This is a genomic window from Flagellimonas taeanensis (assembly GCF_003584105.1).
Classification (GTDB): Bacteria; Bacteroidota; Bacteroidia; order Flavobacteriales; family Flavobacteriaceae; genus Flagellimonas; species Flagellimonas taeanensis.
The window spans coordinates 45,986-61,331 of the sequence record NZ_QXFO01000017.1 but is presented as its reverse complement, the minus strand read 5'-3'; the positions used below and the strand labels follow the sequence as shown (position 1 = coordinate 61,331).

Annotated in this window: 13 protein-coding genes; 12 read left to right on the top strand and 1 reads right to left on the bottom strand. The window is 44.9% G+C overall.

All coding sequences use genetic code 11. The features are described from left to right. Nucleotides 1-17: 17 nt before the first annotated feature. The 6 genes from D2V93_RS07460 (at nucleotide 18) to D2V93_RS07435 (ending at nucleotide 9,749) form a co-directional block, all read left to right on the top strand. Nucleotides 18-1,823 carry a RagB/SusD family nutrient uptake outer membrane protein gene (locus tag D2V93_RS07460; protein WP_245978128.1) on the top strand — a complete coding sequence of 602 codons (1,806 nt, stop codon included), beginning with the start codon at nucleotides 18-20 and terminating at the stop codon, nucleotides 1,821-1,823. A 489-nt stretch (nucleotides 1,824-2,312) separates the two neighbouring features. Next, nucleotides 2,313-3,257 carry a FecR family protein gene (locus tag D2V93_RS07455; protein ID WP_119619000.1) on the top strand — a complete coding sequence of 315 codons (945 nt, stop codon included), beginning with the start codon at nucleotides 2,313-2,315 and terminating at the stop codon, nucleotides 3,255-3,257. Further along, nucleotides 3,247-3,831: a sigma-70 family RNA polymerase sigma factor gene (locus D2V93_RS07450; RefSeq protein WP_119618999.1), complete on the top strand. Its 585-nt coding sequence runs from the start codon at nucleotides 3,247-3,249 to the stop codon at nucleotides 3,829-3,831. The genes D2V93_RS07455 and D2V93_RS07450 overlap by 11 nt, the downstream gene beginning before the upstream one ends. A 24-nt stretch (nucleotides 3,832-3,855) precedes the next feature. Beyond that, nucleotides 3,856-6,996 carry a TonB-dependent receptor domain-containing protein gene (locus tag D2V93_RS07445; protein WP_220473624.1) on the top strand — a complete coding sequence of 1,047 codons (3,141 nt, stop codon included), beginning with the start codon at nucleotides 3,856-3,858 and terminating at the stop codon, nucleotides 6,994-6,996. A 19-nt stretch (nucleotides 6,997-7,015) separates the two neighbouring features. Next, nucleotides 7,016-8,422 (top strand): tetratricopeptide repeat protein, encoded by a 1,407-nt coding sequence (locus tag D2V93_RS07440; protein WP_119618997.1) that lies wholly within the window; start codon nucleotides 7,016-7,018, stop codon nucleotides 8,420-8,422. Next, nucleotides 8,403-9,749, top strand: coding sequence for an alkaline phosphatase family protein (locus D2V93_RS07435; protein WP_119618996.1), 1,347 nt, complete (start codon nucleotides 8,403-8,405; stop codon nucleotides 9,747-9,749). Before D2V93_RS07440 ends, D2V93_RS07435 begins: the two co-directional genes overlap by 20 nt. Before the next feature lie 208 nt (nucleotides 9,750-9,957). Here the strand turns inward: D2V93_RS07435 and D2V93_RS07430 are convergent, their stop codons facing one another. Beyond that, on the bottom strand, nucleotides 9,958-10,305 hold the full coding sequence (locus tag D2V93_RS07430; protein WP_119618995.1) for a winged helix-turn-helix transcriptional regulator: 348 nt from the start codon (nucleotides 10,303-10,305) through the stop codon (nucleotides 9,958-9,960). 108 nt (nucleotides 10,306-10,413) lie between these two features. On the opposite strand from D2V93_RS07430, the gene D2V93_RS07425 reads away from it, so the two are divergent. From D2V93_RS07425 to D2V93_RS07400, 6 genes are all read left to right on the top strand, one after another. Further along, a complete protein-coding gene (locus D2V93_RS07425; protein WP_119618994.1) occupies nucleotides 10,414-11,013 on the top strand; it encodes a nitroreductase family protein in 600 nt (199 codons plus the stop codon). Nucleotides 11,014-11,087: 74 nt separating this feature from the next. Continuing rightward, on the top strand, nucleotides 11,088-11,681 hold the full coding sequence (locus D2V93_RS07420; protein WP_119618993.1) for an NAD(P)H-dependent oxidoreductase: 594 nt from the start codon (nucleotides 11,088-11,090) through the stop codon (nucleotides 11,679-11,681). A gap of 20 nt (nucleotides 11,682-11,701) precedes the next feature. Continuing rightward, the gene (locus tag D2V93_RS07415) at nucleotides 11,702-11,989 is read left to right on the top strand and encodes a putative quinol monooxygenase (protein WP_119618992.1); all 288 of its coding nucleotides are present in this window, start codon (nucleotides 11,702-11,704) and stop codon (nucleotides 11,987-11,989) included. 61 nt (nucleotides 11,990-12,050) lie between these two features. Next, complete coding sequence (locus D2V93_RS07410) at nucleotides 12,051-12,959, top strand: helix-turn-helix domain-containing protein (protein ID WP_119618991.1); 909 nt, start codon at nucleotides 12,051-12,053, stop codon at nucleotides 12,957-12,959. A gap of 78 nt (nucleotides 12,960-13,037) precedes the next feature. Continuing rightward, complete coding sequence (locus tag D2V93_RS07405; protein WP_119619073.1) at nucleotides 13,038-14,039, top strand: aldo/keto reductase; 1,002 nt, start codon at nucleotides 13,038-13,040, stop codon at nucleotides 14,037-14,039. Nucleotides 14,040-14,189: 150 nt separating this feature from the next. Beyond that, nucleotides 14,190-15,323 carry an MFS transporter gene (locus D2V93_RS07400; protein WP_119619072.1) on the top strand — a complete coding sequence of 378 codons (1,134 nt, stop codon included), beginning with the start codon at nucleotides 14,190-14,192 and terminating at the stop codon, nucleotides 15,321-15,323. The last annotated feature ends 23 nt before the right edge of the window (nucleotides 15,324-15,346 follow it).

Sequence of the window (15,346 nt, the reverse complement as noted above, 5' to 3'; positions counted from 1 at the left end):
TAGAAATGAACTCAAAAATGAAACACAATAGAAAATATATGAGGAGGTCTTTCACCACAAGCTTGACCGTTGCCCTATTGACCTTGGCCGTGGGGTGTAATGACGATTATCTTGACCGGTTGCCCGAAACGGAAATCGGGGTGGATAATTTTTTCAATACAGAGGAAGACTTGGCCATCTATGTAAATGGTCTATATAGTTTTCCCGGGTTGGGATTGTATTACGATGACGCAACGGATAATGCAGGGACGACCGGCAACCGTGAGATCAAGACCATCATGACCACCGAAGCCAATTCCCAGACCATAACCTCGGGCTGGGGATGGGGCAGTCTTAGGGATATCAATCTTTTTTTGGAAAATGCAGATAAGGCGAACATAGGCGAAGACATCAAAAGCCACTATATAGGCGTCGCTCGATTTTTTAGGGCACAATTTTATATGGAAAAGGTAAAAAGATATTCGAATGTGCCTTGGTATGACCATGTACTTGCCACGGATTCGGAGGACCTTTACAAGGCAAGCGATTCAAGGGAAACAGTTGTGGACCATATTTTCGAGGACTATCAGTTTGCCATGGACCATGTCAAGGAAGATGTTCCGACCGGTGCAGTGGACAGGTGGACGGTCATGGCCTATTACAGTAGGAATGCCCTTTATGAAGGGACTTTTAGAAAGTATCACAGTGAGTTGGGGTTGGAAGCAACTGCTAACACCTATTTGCAATTGGCCGAAAGTGTATCCCAAGATATTGTGGACCAAGGTGGATTTGCCATATATAACACAGGGAACCCCAATGGGGATTACTTGGCTCTTTTCAACAGTCAAGACCTTACCGCCAACCCAGAGGTCATTTTTACCAATATACATGAGGTTGATATAAAGAACACAGATGATCCACAATACCTATTCGGGAGCTATGAGATGTCCATGGGGCGCGACCTACTGGAATCCTATCTCATGACAGATGGTTCTTATTTCAGTGAAGAACCAAATATGGGGACCATGACCTTTGTGGAAGAATTCCAAAACAGAGATCCTAGACTGTCACAGACCTATGCATATCCAGGGTGGGAACTATATTATACATCCACCTATAGCCCTGGAACCGCAAACTATGTACAAGAGCTAAAGAAGAATTTTACTGGCTACCACCAAATCAAAGGTTTTGCCAATGATCCATCCCTGGACGTCAGAAGGGGAATCGATATTCCTGTACTCCGATATGCGGAGGTATTGTTGAACTTGGCCGAGGCAAAGGCAGAGTTGGGCACCTTGGACCAGACTACATTAAATGAAACGGTGAACCAACTCAGAAGCCGAGTTGGAATGCCCCCATTAAATATGGATGTCGCCCTAGACCCAGTACAGGCGGCACGTTATCCCAGTGTTACCAGTGCTGTTTTGCTGGAGATTAGACGGGAGCGTAGGGTGGAACTTGCCATGGAGGGAAGGCGGCTGGACGACCTGAATCGCTGGAAGGCCGGAAAACTTTTGGAAGAGGAACCTCTTGGAATGTACTTTCCGGGCCTTGGTCAATATGACCTTACTGGAGATGGGGTGGAAGATATTGAGCTATTGGGAGCTGCCGATCCCATTCCAGACCCGAAGGAGTTGAACGATTTGGGAGTTGCCCTGGTGTACTATCGGGCAGGAAGTGTTGGAAGCAATGCAGATGTGTATTTGACCAATGGTACCAGCGGATATGTGGTGGGTACGCCCGAACGCGGAACATTTCAGGAACCCAAACATTATTACCGCCCCATTCCAGCTCCAGAAATGGCATTGAACCCAAACTTGGAACAAGTTTTTGGGTGGGATTGATTCAGTAGTTTAGTTATCATAGTTAGTCAGAGGGAGGGGTTTTGCCCCTCCTTTTTTTATCAAAAAATGGGTCATGAACGTAGGACATTTATCAAAAATTCGGGGCTTATTGATTATGAGCATATTACAGGGTCAGGGCAATGAATTGTGATCCTTGTGGTATGACTCAAGTTGAAGGGTACACATCCTGAGAACTGCCTGAACCAGCCAAAGTTTTGAAATTGAAGATTGTTCTCCAGTTACTTATCAGGATTTCAATATGCTCAATCTTTCCCGGCGAAGGTACATTTTCAGGACAGTTCGGGCAGACCGGTATGCCAAAAATAGAATCTACTCCTGCTTTTTATAAAGTCATTCCCAAAGCAGACTACGATTGGTGATCAGTTAACATTTACTTCATGGTTTACTAGCATTTTCTTGAAACCAAACACTACGGGATTTTTCAATTTCGTGTCTCTTAGTTATGTAACCCGACAATAGGGGAATACTATGAGAAATAACACGGTGGAAGAAGAATGCATCCGCTACCTGGCCAAGGAAGGAAGTGAGGAGGAGCGATTTCTTTTTGAGGTGGAATTGAGCATCAATGATGACCTGAAGAAAGAATACGCCATCTATAAAAAAATCTGGGAAGAATACCCTGCGACATATTCCCAAGAGCACCATAAGCGACAATACCCATTTCAAAAAAGCAGCAAAAGGGCAAAGCTTACCCGTCTTATGGCGATCACGGGAATTGCTGCGGCACTTGTGGTGGGGTGGTTGCTAACTTCGGACTTGTACATGTCATACCCCAATAAGTTCACTACACAGTCCCAAGAACGGGTGACATTCTACCTGCCCGATAGTACCAAGGTCATTTTAAATTCAGAAAGTAGCTTGGCATACCACAATGATTTTTTGACCAACCGTACTGTGCATTTGACCGGAGAGGCATTTTTTGATGTGGTCCACAATGAAAATCAACCATTTATGGTATTTACGGAAGATGTAGAGGTTCTGGTGCTCGGAACGGAGTTCAATGTCAATACTTCCGATACCCTGGGAACCATATCCTTGGAAAAAGGAAAGGTCAACGTAAGGATTCCGGATAGTGGGATGAACATTACGCTGTATCCCAATGAACAAGTGGTCTATGATCCTTTGAACAGGCATATCGACAAAAAAATGTTCGACCCCAAGGAAGCACTCGCCTGGAAGGATGAGGTTTTGGTGCTCCGGGACGAGATATTGGAAAAGGCACTTCCCAAGATCAACAATTATTATGGGGTACAATTTGTCCTCAAGGACAGCGTGGTTGCCAACAAATCCATTAAAGGATTGTTCAAGGGCAAAAATATCGATGATTTTAAGGAGGCCATGGAATTCATCACGGGAGTTGCCATAGAGAGTTTGGAAGAACAAACCTATCTGATACATACCAATGAAGACTAGTTCCCTCAGCCCTTCATCATCTAGAAAAGAAAACCAGGATCTTCGACTCTTTGCCCAATTGGAAGAGGGTAAATATGAAGCTCTGATGCTATTGCACCAAAAGTTCTACCGCCCCTTATGCCGGTTCGGGGCAATGTTTGAACAGAATACCCTCATCATAGAGGAAAAAGTAGCGGATGTTTTCATCGAGTTATGGACCCGAAGGGATGCGCTATCCGAAGTAAAGTACCCCAAAGCCTACCTGTACATCATGGCCAGGAACAAATTATTGCGGACGGCCAAGGGCGAGAGCCTGTTGACACAGATCCATGACCATTTGAACTATTCCAATGCAGAGCAGCCAAGTCATGAAGAAGAACTGATCCACCAAGAGGAAAAACAAATAAACCAAAAGCGTATAGAAGATATACTACAAAAAGTGCCCGAACGCTCCAGAAGGGTTTTTGAAATGAGCAGGATTGAAGGTTTTAAGTATAGGGAAATCGCAGAAATCCTGGGCATATCATACAGAACTGTGGAGCAGCATGTGGCCATCACCATCAGAACCATTAAAAACAACCTTACAGACCATTAAATGATACTCTAAAAAACCATGAAGATGAAAAAAATTGTAATTATAGCCTTAGCATTGTTGTCCCAGTTGGTGCATGCAAGAGGTAATGATACCGCCATCCCTGGAAAACACGATCAAAATGATCGAATAAACATCCATATTGATTCGGGAAATGTGGAGGACGTCCTACAGTTGATCGAAAAACAAACGACCGTCAAGTTTATCTATGTGACCAATGATCCAATAGTTAAGCACCCCATTTCCATGGATATGGAGAATGTACTTTTGGAAAATGTCCTGGATGCCCTGAGCAAAAAAACAGGGGTCAGCTTCAAAAAGACACAAAACGGCATTCTGGTAAAATCAGCAATGGGATCAGTGGAGAAATCCATTTTTCAACAAACCTTGAGAGGTAACGTAAAAGATGAGGCAGGAATGCCCATGCCCGGGGTTTCCATTGTGGTCATTGGAAGTTCCAATGGGACCATGACCGATTGGGAAGGTAATTTTGCCATTGAAGTTGAAGGGTTGCCTGCACAGCTCCAAGTCTCCCATATCGGATATGAAAGCCAAACCATCACCGTGGACAACAACCAGCCTTTGAACATAAACTTGATAGGAAGTCTTTCTGAGTTGGATGAGGTAGTTGTGACCGGTCAGGGTGCCGGGATCAACAAGAAACGGATATCCAGTAAAGTGGAAGTGATCAAAGCGGAGGATCTGGAAAACATTCCATCACAACGAATCGACCAATTGCTTTCTACAAAACTTCCCAATGCCCAGATCAATTTAACGGGAGGGCAGGCCGGAGCCTCTTCATTGATCAGGGTTCGCGGGGTGAACTCCGCTTTTTTGAGCTCTACTCCCATTTTCTATATCGATGGGGTAAGAATGGACAACCTGAACACACGGAGTTCCCTGGGAGGTGGAAGCTCGCAAGGAGCGGCCATCAGTTCCATTGCCGATATCCCCATGGATAACATTGAGCGGATCGAATACATCAACGGGGGTGCCGCAACAACCCTATATGGCTCAGATGCCGCCAATGGGGTCATCCAGATCTTTACCAAAAAAGGAGGGGCACAAGGAACAAAGGTCACCTTGGAATTGCAGTCCGGGGTCGAGACACCTACCACGGATTTCTTATATTTTGATAGAAGCAAGGATCTCTTGTTCCAGACCGGGCTTTACCAAAAATACCATATAGGTATCAATGGAGGCAATGAAGGTTTTGGCTTCAGTTTTTCTGGAAACTATTTGGACAATGAAGGTTCACAATATGCTGATAACAATTCCAATCGAAAAATTGATTTCAGTACCGGATTCAGGGCCAAGTTGGGGGAGAAAGTAGTGTACAACAGCTCTTTCATCTTTGTGAACAATACATATAAGAGAAACCGTAACGGGAACCAAGGGGGGTACACCGGACTCTGGTTCGCGGAAAGCGGCTCTTCCTCCTTGCAGGGATTCAACAATCGTTTGGATGAAATGACCGACAGCGAGTTCGAAGAAATAAAAGCATATGTACATCGGGCAGAGGAATTACAGGACAATGAGATTAATGTGAACCGGTTCACCACTTCGCAGGCCTTTACATATAGGCCCATCAATGATCTTGAGTTCAAGTTTACGGGTGGTATTGATTACAGGGTACAGTCCGATCAAAATGTGCAGACCAATGAATACCTGTCCCACACCACCCAGTCTGAAATAAATGATGAGGGAAGTATTTCGAATGTGGACCGAAAATATTTTGGCATCACATTGGAATTTACAGGACAGCACAAGTGGGATATCGGGGACTTTTCCCTTATTACGACCATAGGTGGGCAGTTGTTCAGGAACAAGGACCACCAGATCAGGTATGTGGGGACCAATATCAGGGATGGGGCCAGAACTATCAGTGATGCGGCCATAAAGACCAGTGATGAATTTTTGGTAGAGGTATTGAACTATGGTGTTTATGCCCAAGAGAACATAGGCTTTAAGGATAAGCTGTTCTTGGATCTGGGAGTCCGTGGGGATAGGAACCCTTCCTTCGGAGACAATATCGGCACGCAATATTATCCCAAGGTGGGTCTTTCCTACTTGCCGAGTTCTGAATCCTTCTTGGAAAATGTAAGTTGGTTGAACTCATTGAGGCTTCGTGGAAACTATGGTGTCGCAGGAAACCTTCCACCGGCATTTGTCAATGAAAGGACCGTAGCCTTTAATGGTTTTCAAGGGGAACAGGCCGCTTTTTTTGCCAACCCCGGCAATGATGACCTTAAGCCTGAAAAAACGACCACGTATGAAGCAGGTCTGGACCTGGCAGTGCTGAACAATAGGATCAACCTTTCTGTATCCAGATATAGTGCCAAAACAAAGGATGCCCTTTTTTATGTGCCACCCACACCGTCCACAGGTTTTGACCAGAGCCAATTGTACAACGTAGGGGAGATAGAGAACAAAGGATGGGAAATCAGTGCCAATGTGGTTCCCTTTCGAACGGATAAGGGGTCCTTGAGCCTCAATCTTTCCGTTAATACGTTAAAGAACCAAGTGTTGAGTTCAGGGGGCATTGCTCCATTCAACATCAATGGTTTTAGTGCCCGCACCATTCAGACTGTTGTTGAGGAGGGGCATCCGGTAGGTTACATTAGGGGAAATTTCGGTGTTTTTGATGAAAATGGGGTACTGGAAAGTACCACCGCCCAATCCTATCTGGGAACAACCTTGCCGGATCTCTACGGAAATATGGGACTGACGTTCAACCATGGAGGGTTTTCCCTTTATGCCAATGCAAGCTATCAGAAAGGGGCTTTTGCCAATAGTTTTGACCAGCAGTTCAGGTTTTTGTATGGTGCCTCGGAAGATAAGATCCCTGCTGCCGAAATTGAGGAAAATGGTAGGTCCAACTGGTTGAACTTTACCAATAGGTTTGTGGAAAAAACAGATTTCATCAAAGTGCGGGACATTGGTGCCAATTATACCATAAGCCCAAAATCAAGTACTGTCTTCCAAAACATTGTCATTGGCGCGAACGTGGTGAACCCATTCAACTTTGCCTCGTCATCATTTGATCCCGAAGCCACCATCAGTGGGGCTTCAACAGGACAGGGAGGAGCTTCCACGGGCGGCATCTCATATGCGACCTATTCTGCTCCCAGACAATTCCTGACCTCACTTCGAATCAACTTTAAATAATCTACAAACATCCCAGAAAATGAGACCAAGAAATATTTTTCTACTTTATTTGTCCATGCTCTTTATTGCCTGTGTGGACAATCCAAATGTGACCGAGGACATTTATCTGAACACTCCAGCCCCATCCAAAAGTTGGGTGAACGGTCTGAAAAGACAATTGGCTTTGACCATGAACAGCGTGTTGATCAACACGGAAATGACCTCGGACAATTATTTTAACAATTACACCCTGTACAGCAAAGTTTTTGACGGCCCCGTCATCAGTTATACGGACATCGATGTGAATGCCCTACAACAAGAGATAGGTAGATTGCGCGAGATGGCAGACTATGGATTGGAAACAGTCGTTACATCTGATGAATCCGTTGAGGCCGAAAACATTTCCTATATGCACTTTTGCAGGGGATTCGCCCTTTTGTTGGCCGGCGAAAACTTTACTGGACTACCGATTGAGCCATTGGGAGAAGTCTCCGATTGGAAGACTTTATTGCAAATTGCCATTGAGGAATTGGATTTGGCCATAGCGCAGTCGTCCGACCCAGATGCACTGGCCGCTTACCAACTCCTAAAGGCCAGAGCCTACTATCGCTTGGGGGATTTGGGCAATGCCAAGACCTTGGCCAATTCCCTTTTGAACAACACCTCTTTGCTCTTCACTGTGAGTTTTGATGGGGAGAACGGTGTGGGGAACGAAATGCAGAATGCCACTTTTACCAGTACCCAAAACCGTTTTGCACCACTGCCACGGTTGGATTTTCTGGATCCCAAATATTTTGACGAGGGCACTGCTGCTTCTGACCAGAAACCGGTCAGTTTGGCCAAGGCAGAAGAAGCTTACCTTATTGTAATGGAAGCCCTGTTGGCAGAGAATGACCTCAGTGCGGCAAAAACCGTTGGATTGGACCTCTTGGATGTCGTTGGAGCCCGCCCCACAGATGTGTTGGATGACAGTAGGGAACTGAGAAACGGAACCAACAGAACGGATTATCCATTGACAGCCGTTCAGGTTCGGGAAAGTGAGGAGGATGTTTATAAGGATGGCTATATCTTGGACCGTCAGGCTGGGGACATTACCGTTTATACGGTTTCAGGGACCAAAGTCACCGATGCCGACATTGAGGCTGCCTCCAATACAGATGAACTTTTGTATCTGGTCTATAGATTGCGTCAGGAAATCTTCATGAGCGAAGGAAGGCGAATGAACGATCTTGGCATCCGTTATCCTGTCTCCCAGACCGAACAGCTGAACAATCCGAATGTCGATGATGCCTACACCCAAGCTGTGGTGCCCAGTTTTATCCCATTGGATGGTGGTTTGGATGATTTTACAGTGGACGAAACCACGGGGAACATTACCATACTGTTTGACATGAACCAAGTAATCGTGAACCATAAAACCTCCGAAGATGTTGCACCGTTTCATTAAACTGATCTGTTTTTTATTGGGATTGGTCTTTTTCCAGTCCGCATTCTCACAAGATAGGCCCGGGCATGTAGTGGTCATAAGCATTGATGGGTTCCGTCCAGAGTTCTATTTGGACAGTTCCATGCCCACACCCAATCTGCAGGAAATGTATAAGCAAGGTGTTGCGGCCAAGGAAGTGACCGGTATTTTCCCAACGGTCACCTATCCTTCCCACACTACTTTGATTACAGGTGCCACACCAAAAGACCATGGAATCTACTATAATACCAAGATAGAGGAAGATGGTTCAGCAGGGGGATGGGTTTATGACTTTAAAGAGATCAAGAGCAAGACCCTTTGGCAGGCAGCCAAAGAAAAAGGGTTGGTTACAGCCTCTGTCTCTTGGCCCGTTTCTGTAAATGCGGAATATATAGACTATAACATACCCGAATTCTGGTCTTTTGAAAACCCCATGGATCGTAGGGGGGCCACATCGGAAAAGGCCCATCCCAAAGGGCTGTTCGAGGAGGTGGTCAAAAATGCCACGGGTACATTGGAAATCAATGATTATAACCTCAGCTCCATGAGCATGGACCAAAATTTGGCGCGCATTGCCGGATATCTTCTGAGAGAATACAAACCTAACCTACTGACCATACACCTACCCCTGACAGACGGAGCCCAACACCGTCAAGGGAGAAAGGGGAATTTGGTGCGAAAAGCCATTGCCGGGGCCGATACTTCAGTGGGTATTATCCGTGATGCTTTGGACAAGGCTGGGATTGGTAACGAGACCGTTATCATTGTCACGGGTGATCACGGATTTGTGGATGTGCACACCCAAATAGCACCTAATGTTATTTTAAGACAGCATGGTCTCCATCAGCAAAGCGAAGGAAGACCCAAGGCATTTTTCTTTTCGGCCGGAGGGTCCGCATTCCTGCATTTGGAGGATGGGAACGATAGGAAGACACTTGAGCGGATCAAACAGATTTTTGCTGGACTGCCATTGGAAGTACGGAGCACATTTGAGATCATCGAGGAGGACAAGATTTCCGAACGAGGAGGGGATCCCCGGGCCAAACTGGCATTGGGCGCCAAAAGAGGGTATAGCTTCAGTAACGATGCAGATGGAGATCTAATGACCTATAAAAGGGGTGGTAAACACGGGTTTTACCCCAATTTCCATGATATTGCCACTGGTTTTGTGGGATACGGAAAAGGAATGCAGGAAGGGGAAATCATTGAGAGCATGTATTTGGAGGACGTTGGCAAGATCGTTGCGTCATTACTACAGATAGAATTGAACCAAGGCACTACATTTTATCATAGCACCATTAAAAAATAAGAAAGAAAAGTAGATTCCGATCCGTTTTTTGTTTGAGTTAGTTTAGTTGCAGATTGGCGCAGTCTTGAAAAGCTGCGCCATTTTTTTTCGACAAGCGATGGATTTCAAGGCATGCAGGTCATTTGGGGACAGATCTTTCTAAAAATGGGCCTTGTGCCACCACCGTCGTCCAATTGCGAAAAAAAATGCGAAGGAACCTAACGAAGGATCACTCGACCCGTATTTCATTGTGGGTGTCTGCCGTGGCTTTTCCCCAACTTGCAATGGCATCCAATACAGGAATCAAGGTCTTTCCAAAAGAAGTTAATTCATACTCCACTTTCAAGGGTGGTTTACTTGTATAGACCCTACGAGAAACCAATCCATCAGACTCCAACTCTTTCAATTGTAGGCTCAATGTCCGCTCTGTAATGGTGGGGATTTCCTTTTTGAGCTCATTGTACCTTTTTTTTCCACGCGTAAGGTGAATAAGAATCACAGATTTCCATTTACCTCCTATGTACTTCATGGTCAGGCTAGTAGTGCAAGGATACTTTTTATCGTCTATACAATACATATGTTAATTGTTTTCCAAATGTCAAACTATACAATTTGACCGTTATTGCAAAGATATAAAACTATATATATGTTTGTAACTATAAAAAGTATAGTTTAAAAATCGACAATGGATTTCACCAAAATTGCAAACAACAGGTACAGCACCAAAAAGTATGATTCCACTAAAAAAGTTCCCGAAGAACAGATTGAAGCCTTAAAAAACATCCTGAGACTGAGCCCATCATCCATCAACAGTCAGCCATGGAAATTTGTGTTTGTTGCTGATTTGTCATTAAAATCAAGACTGGCAGAGCATTCCTGTTTTAACCGACAGCGTATAGAGGAAGCGAGTCATTTGATTGTTTTTACGGTCACCAAGGACAAAACGGAATTTGAACATCAAATGACGGACTATTTGGCGGATGGCAGCATTGCCTATTATGAAAATTTTTTGAAATCGCTGTCCGAAGCGGAAATCAAATCTTGGCTTTCCTACCAAGTCTATCTGTCATTGGGATACTTTTTAGGGGCCTGTGCGTCAATGGATATTGATTCCACGCCCATGGAAGGAATCCAAAAGGATAAGTATGATGAACTGTTGCAACTGAAAGGGTATACTTCATTGTTTGCTGTTGCCATTGGATATAGGGACAAAGAGGATGCAAACCAACCAACGTTTCGACCCAAATCGAGAAGGGATATGGCTTCGGTAATTCAATCCATTTGACCACTGATCTATTCAAATATTATTAATTGGGGACTGCATAGACTGTCCCTTGAACCATTTATTTTTTTATTGACATGAAACACGTACATATCATCAATGCACACCAATATTACAAGGGAATCTCTGAAGGAGAATTGACCCGGACCTTGACACAAACTACCAAAACCTTTTGCGAGGAAATGGGATACACTTATACCATGACCACCATAGATGAGGGATATGCCCCAGAGGAGGAAGTGGACCACTATGTAAAAGCTGATTATATTGTATTGCATACCCCGGTTTATTGGTTCAATACTCCATGGATACACAAAAAATATGTGGATGAGGTCTTTAATGCAGGGCTGGGCTCCGGGAAATTGCTTACCGATGATGGACGCACCCGAAAAGATCCGAAAAAAAACTATGGGACAGGTGGGTTGATGCAAGGCAGAAAAATGACCATGGTAACCTCTTGGAACGCCCCTGAAGAGTTTTCAGGGAACAACGACCAATACCTGTTGAGTGGAAGGACTGCCGATGATGTAATGTACAACGTGGGGGTCAACTACCGTTTCTGTGGATTTGAGGTATTGCCCTTTTTCCATTGTTTCAATGTGATCAAAGACCCTCAAGTGGATTCCTACTTGAATGATTATAGGAAACATTTGAACACTTATCTTGTATAAACCCTTAAAACACAAATACGATGAAAGTTTATATCAGTGCCATTATTACCAGCAAACCCGAATTTCAGGACGAGGTCAGGGAGGCCCTAATGGATTTGGTCAAGGCGACCCAGCAAGAGGAAGCTTGCATCCTGTATGACCTCCATCAAGACATTGATGATGGAAACCGTTTCCTGTTCTATGAAATCTGGGAAGACCAAGAGGGATTGGATAAGCACAATAAAATGCCCCATATCAAAACCTTTCAGGCATTTTCCCAAGGAAAACTACAAGTTCCGGTGATGGTATATAAAGCAATGAAAATCTGAAATACGGTAAAACCATAGTTCTTTCAAATGGACTTTGGTTTGAATTTTATAATTTTGGGACATGAAGGAGAGTGAATCTTTACAGGAGTTTTACCAAAGGGTACCAAAATTGGGGCAGGGGGCCGGCGGCTTGAACAATTCGGGGGCCGGGCACATCAATGTATTCTCAAGGGATAAGTGTAGACTGATCAGTCCCTACATGCGCCGGGATTTTTACAAGGTCACCTTGATCATTGGAGAGGGAACCATACAATATGCCAACAAGTGGATTGCCATAGACCGCCCTGCACTGTTGTTTTCCAACCCCATGGTGCCCTATGCCTGGGAGGCCACTTCAGAAGAGCAAAAAGGATGGTTTGCCCTGTTCTCGGAATCCTTTCTCCTTAATGGGGTCCAATCGACCAGTCTCCGGGAATCCCCCCTCTTCCGTGTGGGCAGTGACCCGGTCTTCTTTTTGAATGATGGACAATTGGATGAAATCTCCAGGATTTTCCAAAGAATGGAAAAGGAAATGCAATCGGATTACCAATTTAAATATGATGTGGTCCGAAGTCATTTGCACTTGATCATCCACGAGGCTATGAAATATAATCCGGCCAACAGTTTTGAAAGGAGCTATAACTCATCGGAGCGAATCGCCTCCCTGTTTCTGGAATTGTTGGAGCGGCAATTTCCCGTTGATTTTCCCAATGCTCCGTTGGAAATGAAATCCGCCAAGGATTATGCGGCCCATTTGTCGGTACATGTGAACCATCTGAACCGTATGGTCAAAAAACAGACCCAAAAAACCACTACGGAACATATCGCAGATCGTGTGTTGCGTGAGGCATTGGCCTTGTTGCAGCATAGTGACCAAAGCGTTTCGGAAATTGCCTACAGTCTAGGGTTTGATAACCCGGCCTATTTTACCAATTTCTTCAAAAGTAAAATAGGGGTCTCCCCCAATCAGGCCCGGGAAACCTATGCTTGAATTTTATAAGTGATGCTTTGAATTTTATAAGCCAACATTGTTGGGCTGTAAATACCTTTGAACAAAAAAGCAGGAAACATGATTTATAGAAATTTAGGTAGTACGGATGAAAAATTGTCCGCTTTGGGGTTGGGCTGCATGGGGATGAGTTTTGCCTATGGCCCTGCCAATGATGACGAAAGCGTTAAGGTTTTGCACCGGGCATTGGACCTGGGCATCAATTTTTGGGATACGGCAGATATGTATGGCAATGGTGCGAACGAGCTTTTGCTTTCACGGGTATTGAAAGAACATAGGAACAAGGTGTTTTTGGCCACCAAGTTCGGTTTTCGGTTTCGTTCCAATATGGCCTCGGATAGCAATTCTCCCAATACGTATTTTGACGGATCTCCAGAATATGTCAAACAGGCAGTGGAGGCCAGTTTGCGGCGATTGGACGTGGACGTCATCGATCTCTATTACGCACATAGGGTAGATCCACAAGTGCCAATAGAGGAAACGGTCGGGGCCATGGCCGATTTGGTCAAACAAGGTAAAGTAAGGTACCTGGGATTGAGCGAAGCGTCACCGGAGTCTATTCGACGGGCCAATGCAGTGCATCCCATTATGGCCCTTCAGAGCGAATATTCGCTTCTTACACGAGGAGTGGAAGGGAAGATTTTGGACACCATAAGGGAATTCAAGATGTCCTTAGTGCCCTATTCCCCATTGGCGAGAGGGTTGGTGACGGACACTTTTAAAGTGGACACTTTGGATGAAAAGGACTTCAGAAGGACCTTACCGCGATATCAGGGAGAAAATTTGGACAATAACCTCCATCTTAAATCCGAGCTGCAAGAATTGGCAAGCCACAAGGGGATTACCATGGCCCAATTGGCCTTGGCCTGGGTCTTGAACCAGGGAGATGATATATTGCCCATACCCGGCACCCGGAAAATTCACAGATTGGAAGAAAATGTGAAGGCTGTCGATGTGGTATTGTCACAAGAAGAACTCCACTCCATTACGGTAATATTGGAAAAGTATCCCAACGTGGGCGAGCGTTATAACGAAGGGGCCATGCGCTTGGTGAACAATTGACCAAAAAAACCAAAAATCCCTAGAAGGGCGATCATAATTTTGTTTTTCATACTCCATTAAAAGTACATTTCATTGGTAACAAAACCATATACCGAAGTCAAAAGATTACATGCCGATCATAAGAAAAAGGCAACCCTGATATCTTTTTTGATGATTCCCCTATCCGGGCTGGTGACGGACATCTATGCGCCTTCACTTCCCACTATGGCTTCCGAGCTCCAGCAATCGGAAGGAGCGGTTCAATTGACCCTCACACTTTTTTTGTTGAGCTACGCAGTGGTCCAGTTTTTTGCGGGCAGTATCATGGATAGCTATGGGCGCTATCGTATAACGCTGATATCGCTCGTCTTGTTCATCTTGAGCAATGTGGTGATAGCAATGTCCACCAGTTTAGGCCCAATTTATGCCATGCGGATTCTACAAGGCATCGCCATAGGCTGTATCGGTGTTGCCAAACGAAGTTTTTTTGTAGATGTGCATGAGGGGGACAAAAGAAAGCACTACTTGAGCATCATGTCCATAGTATGGTCCATTGCTCCCATAGTGGCCCCTTTCATTGGGGGATACCTACAGCATTACTTCAATTGGCAGGCCAGTTTTTATGTGTTGGCGGGCTATGCCTCGGTATTGTTTTTCTTGGAACTGCTATATTCAGGGGAGACCGTTCCGGAATTTCGGCCCTTCAAAAGAAAGGCCATTCTTAAGGACTATGGGACCATGCTGCGAACACCCATGTTTTTATATGGGGTCATATGTAGTGGATTGTGCTATGGGACCATTATGATATTCAATTTGTCCGGAGCCTTTATCGTGGAGCATGGGATGGGATTTCCACCTGTGGTTGCAGGATATGCCTCCTTGATCATGGGGATAGCATGGTTGTTGGGTGGTTTTATAGGAAAAAGCCTTATCGATAGACCCTTTGTCCCCAAGCTTAGGATCGCCAATATATTGGGAATCGCGGTAACTATCTTGATGATTCTCAGTGCAACGGTTTGGGAAAACCTATATAGCTTGATTTTGTTTGCTTTTCTGGTACATGTAGGGGTAGGGTTTATCTTCAACAACTATTTTGCGTATTGTATCGGAAGGTTTCCGAAAATGGCAGGAATTTCGGGCGGTTTTATCGGTGGGTCCGCGTTTTTTATTACATCCATATCCAGTTATGCCATAGTTGGATTGGTGCATCCCCAGGATCAATCCGGACTGGGTATAAGCTATTTGGCCATGGCCATGTTGATTATGGTGATCCTGTTGTTTTTGGTAAGGCCAAAGAAAGCCTAGAGAAACAATGCAGGAGGCTTCAG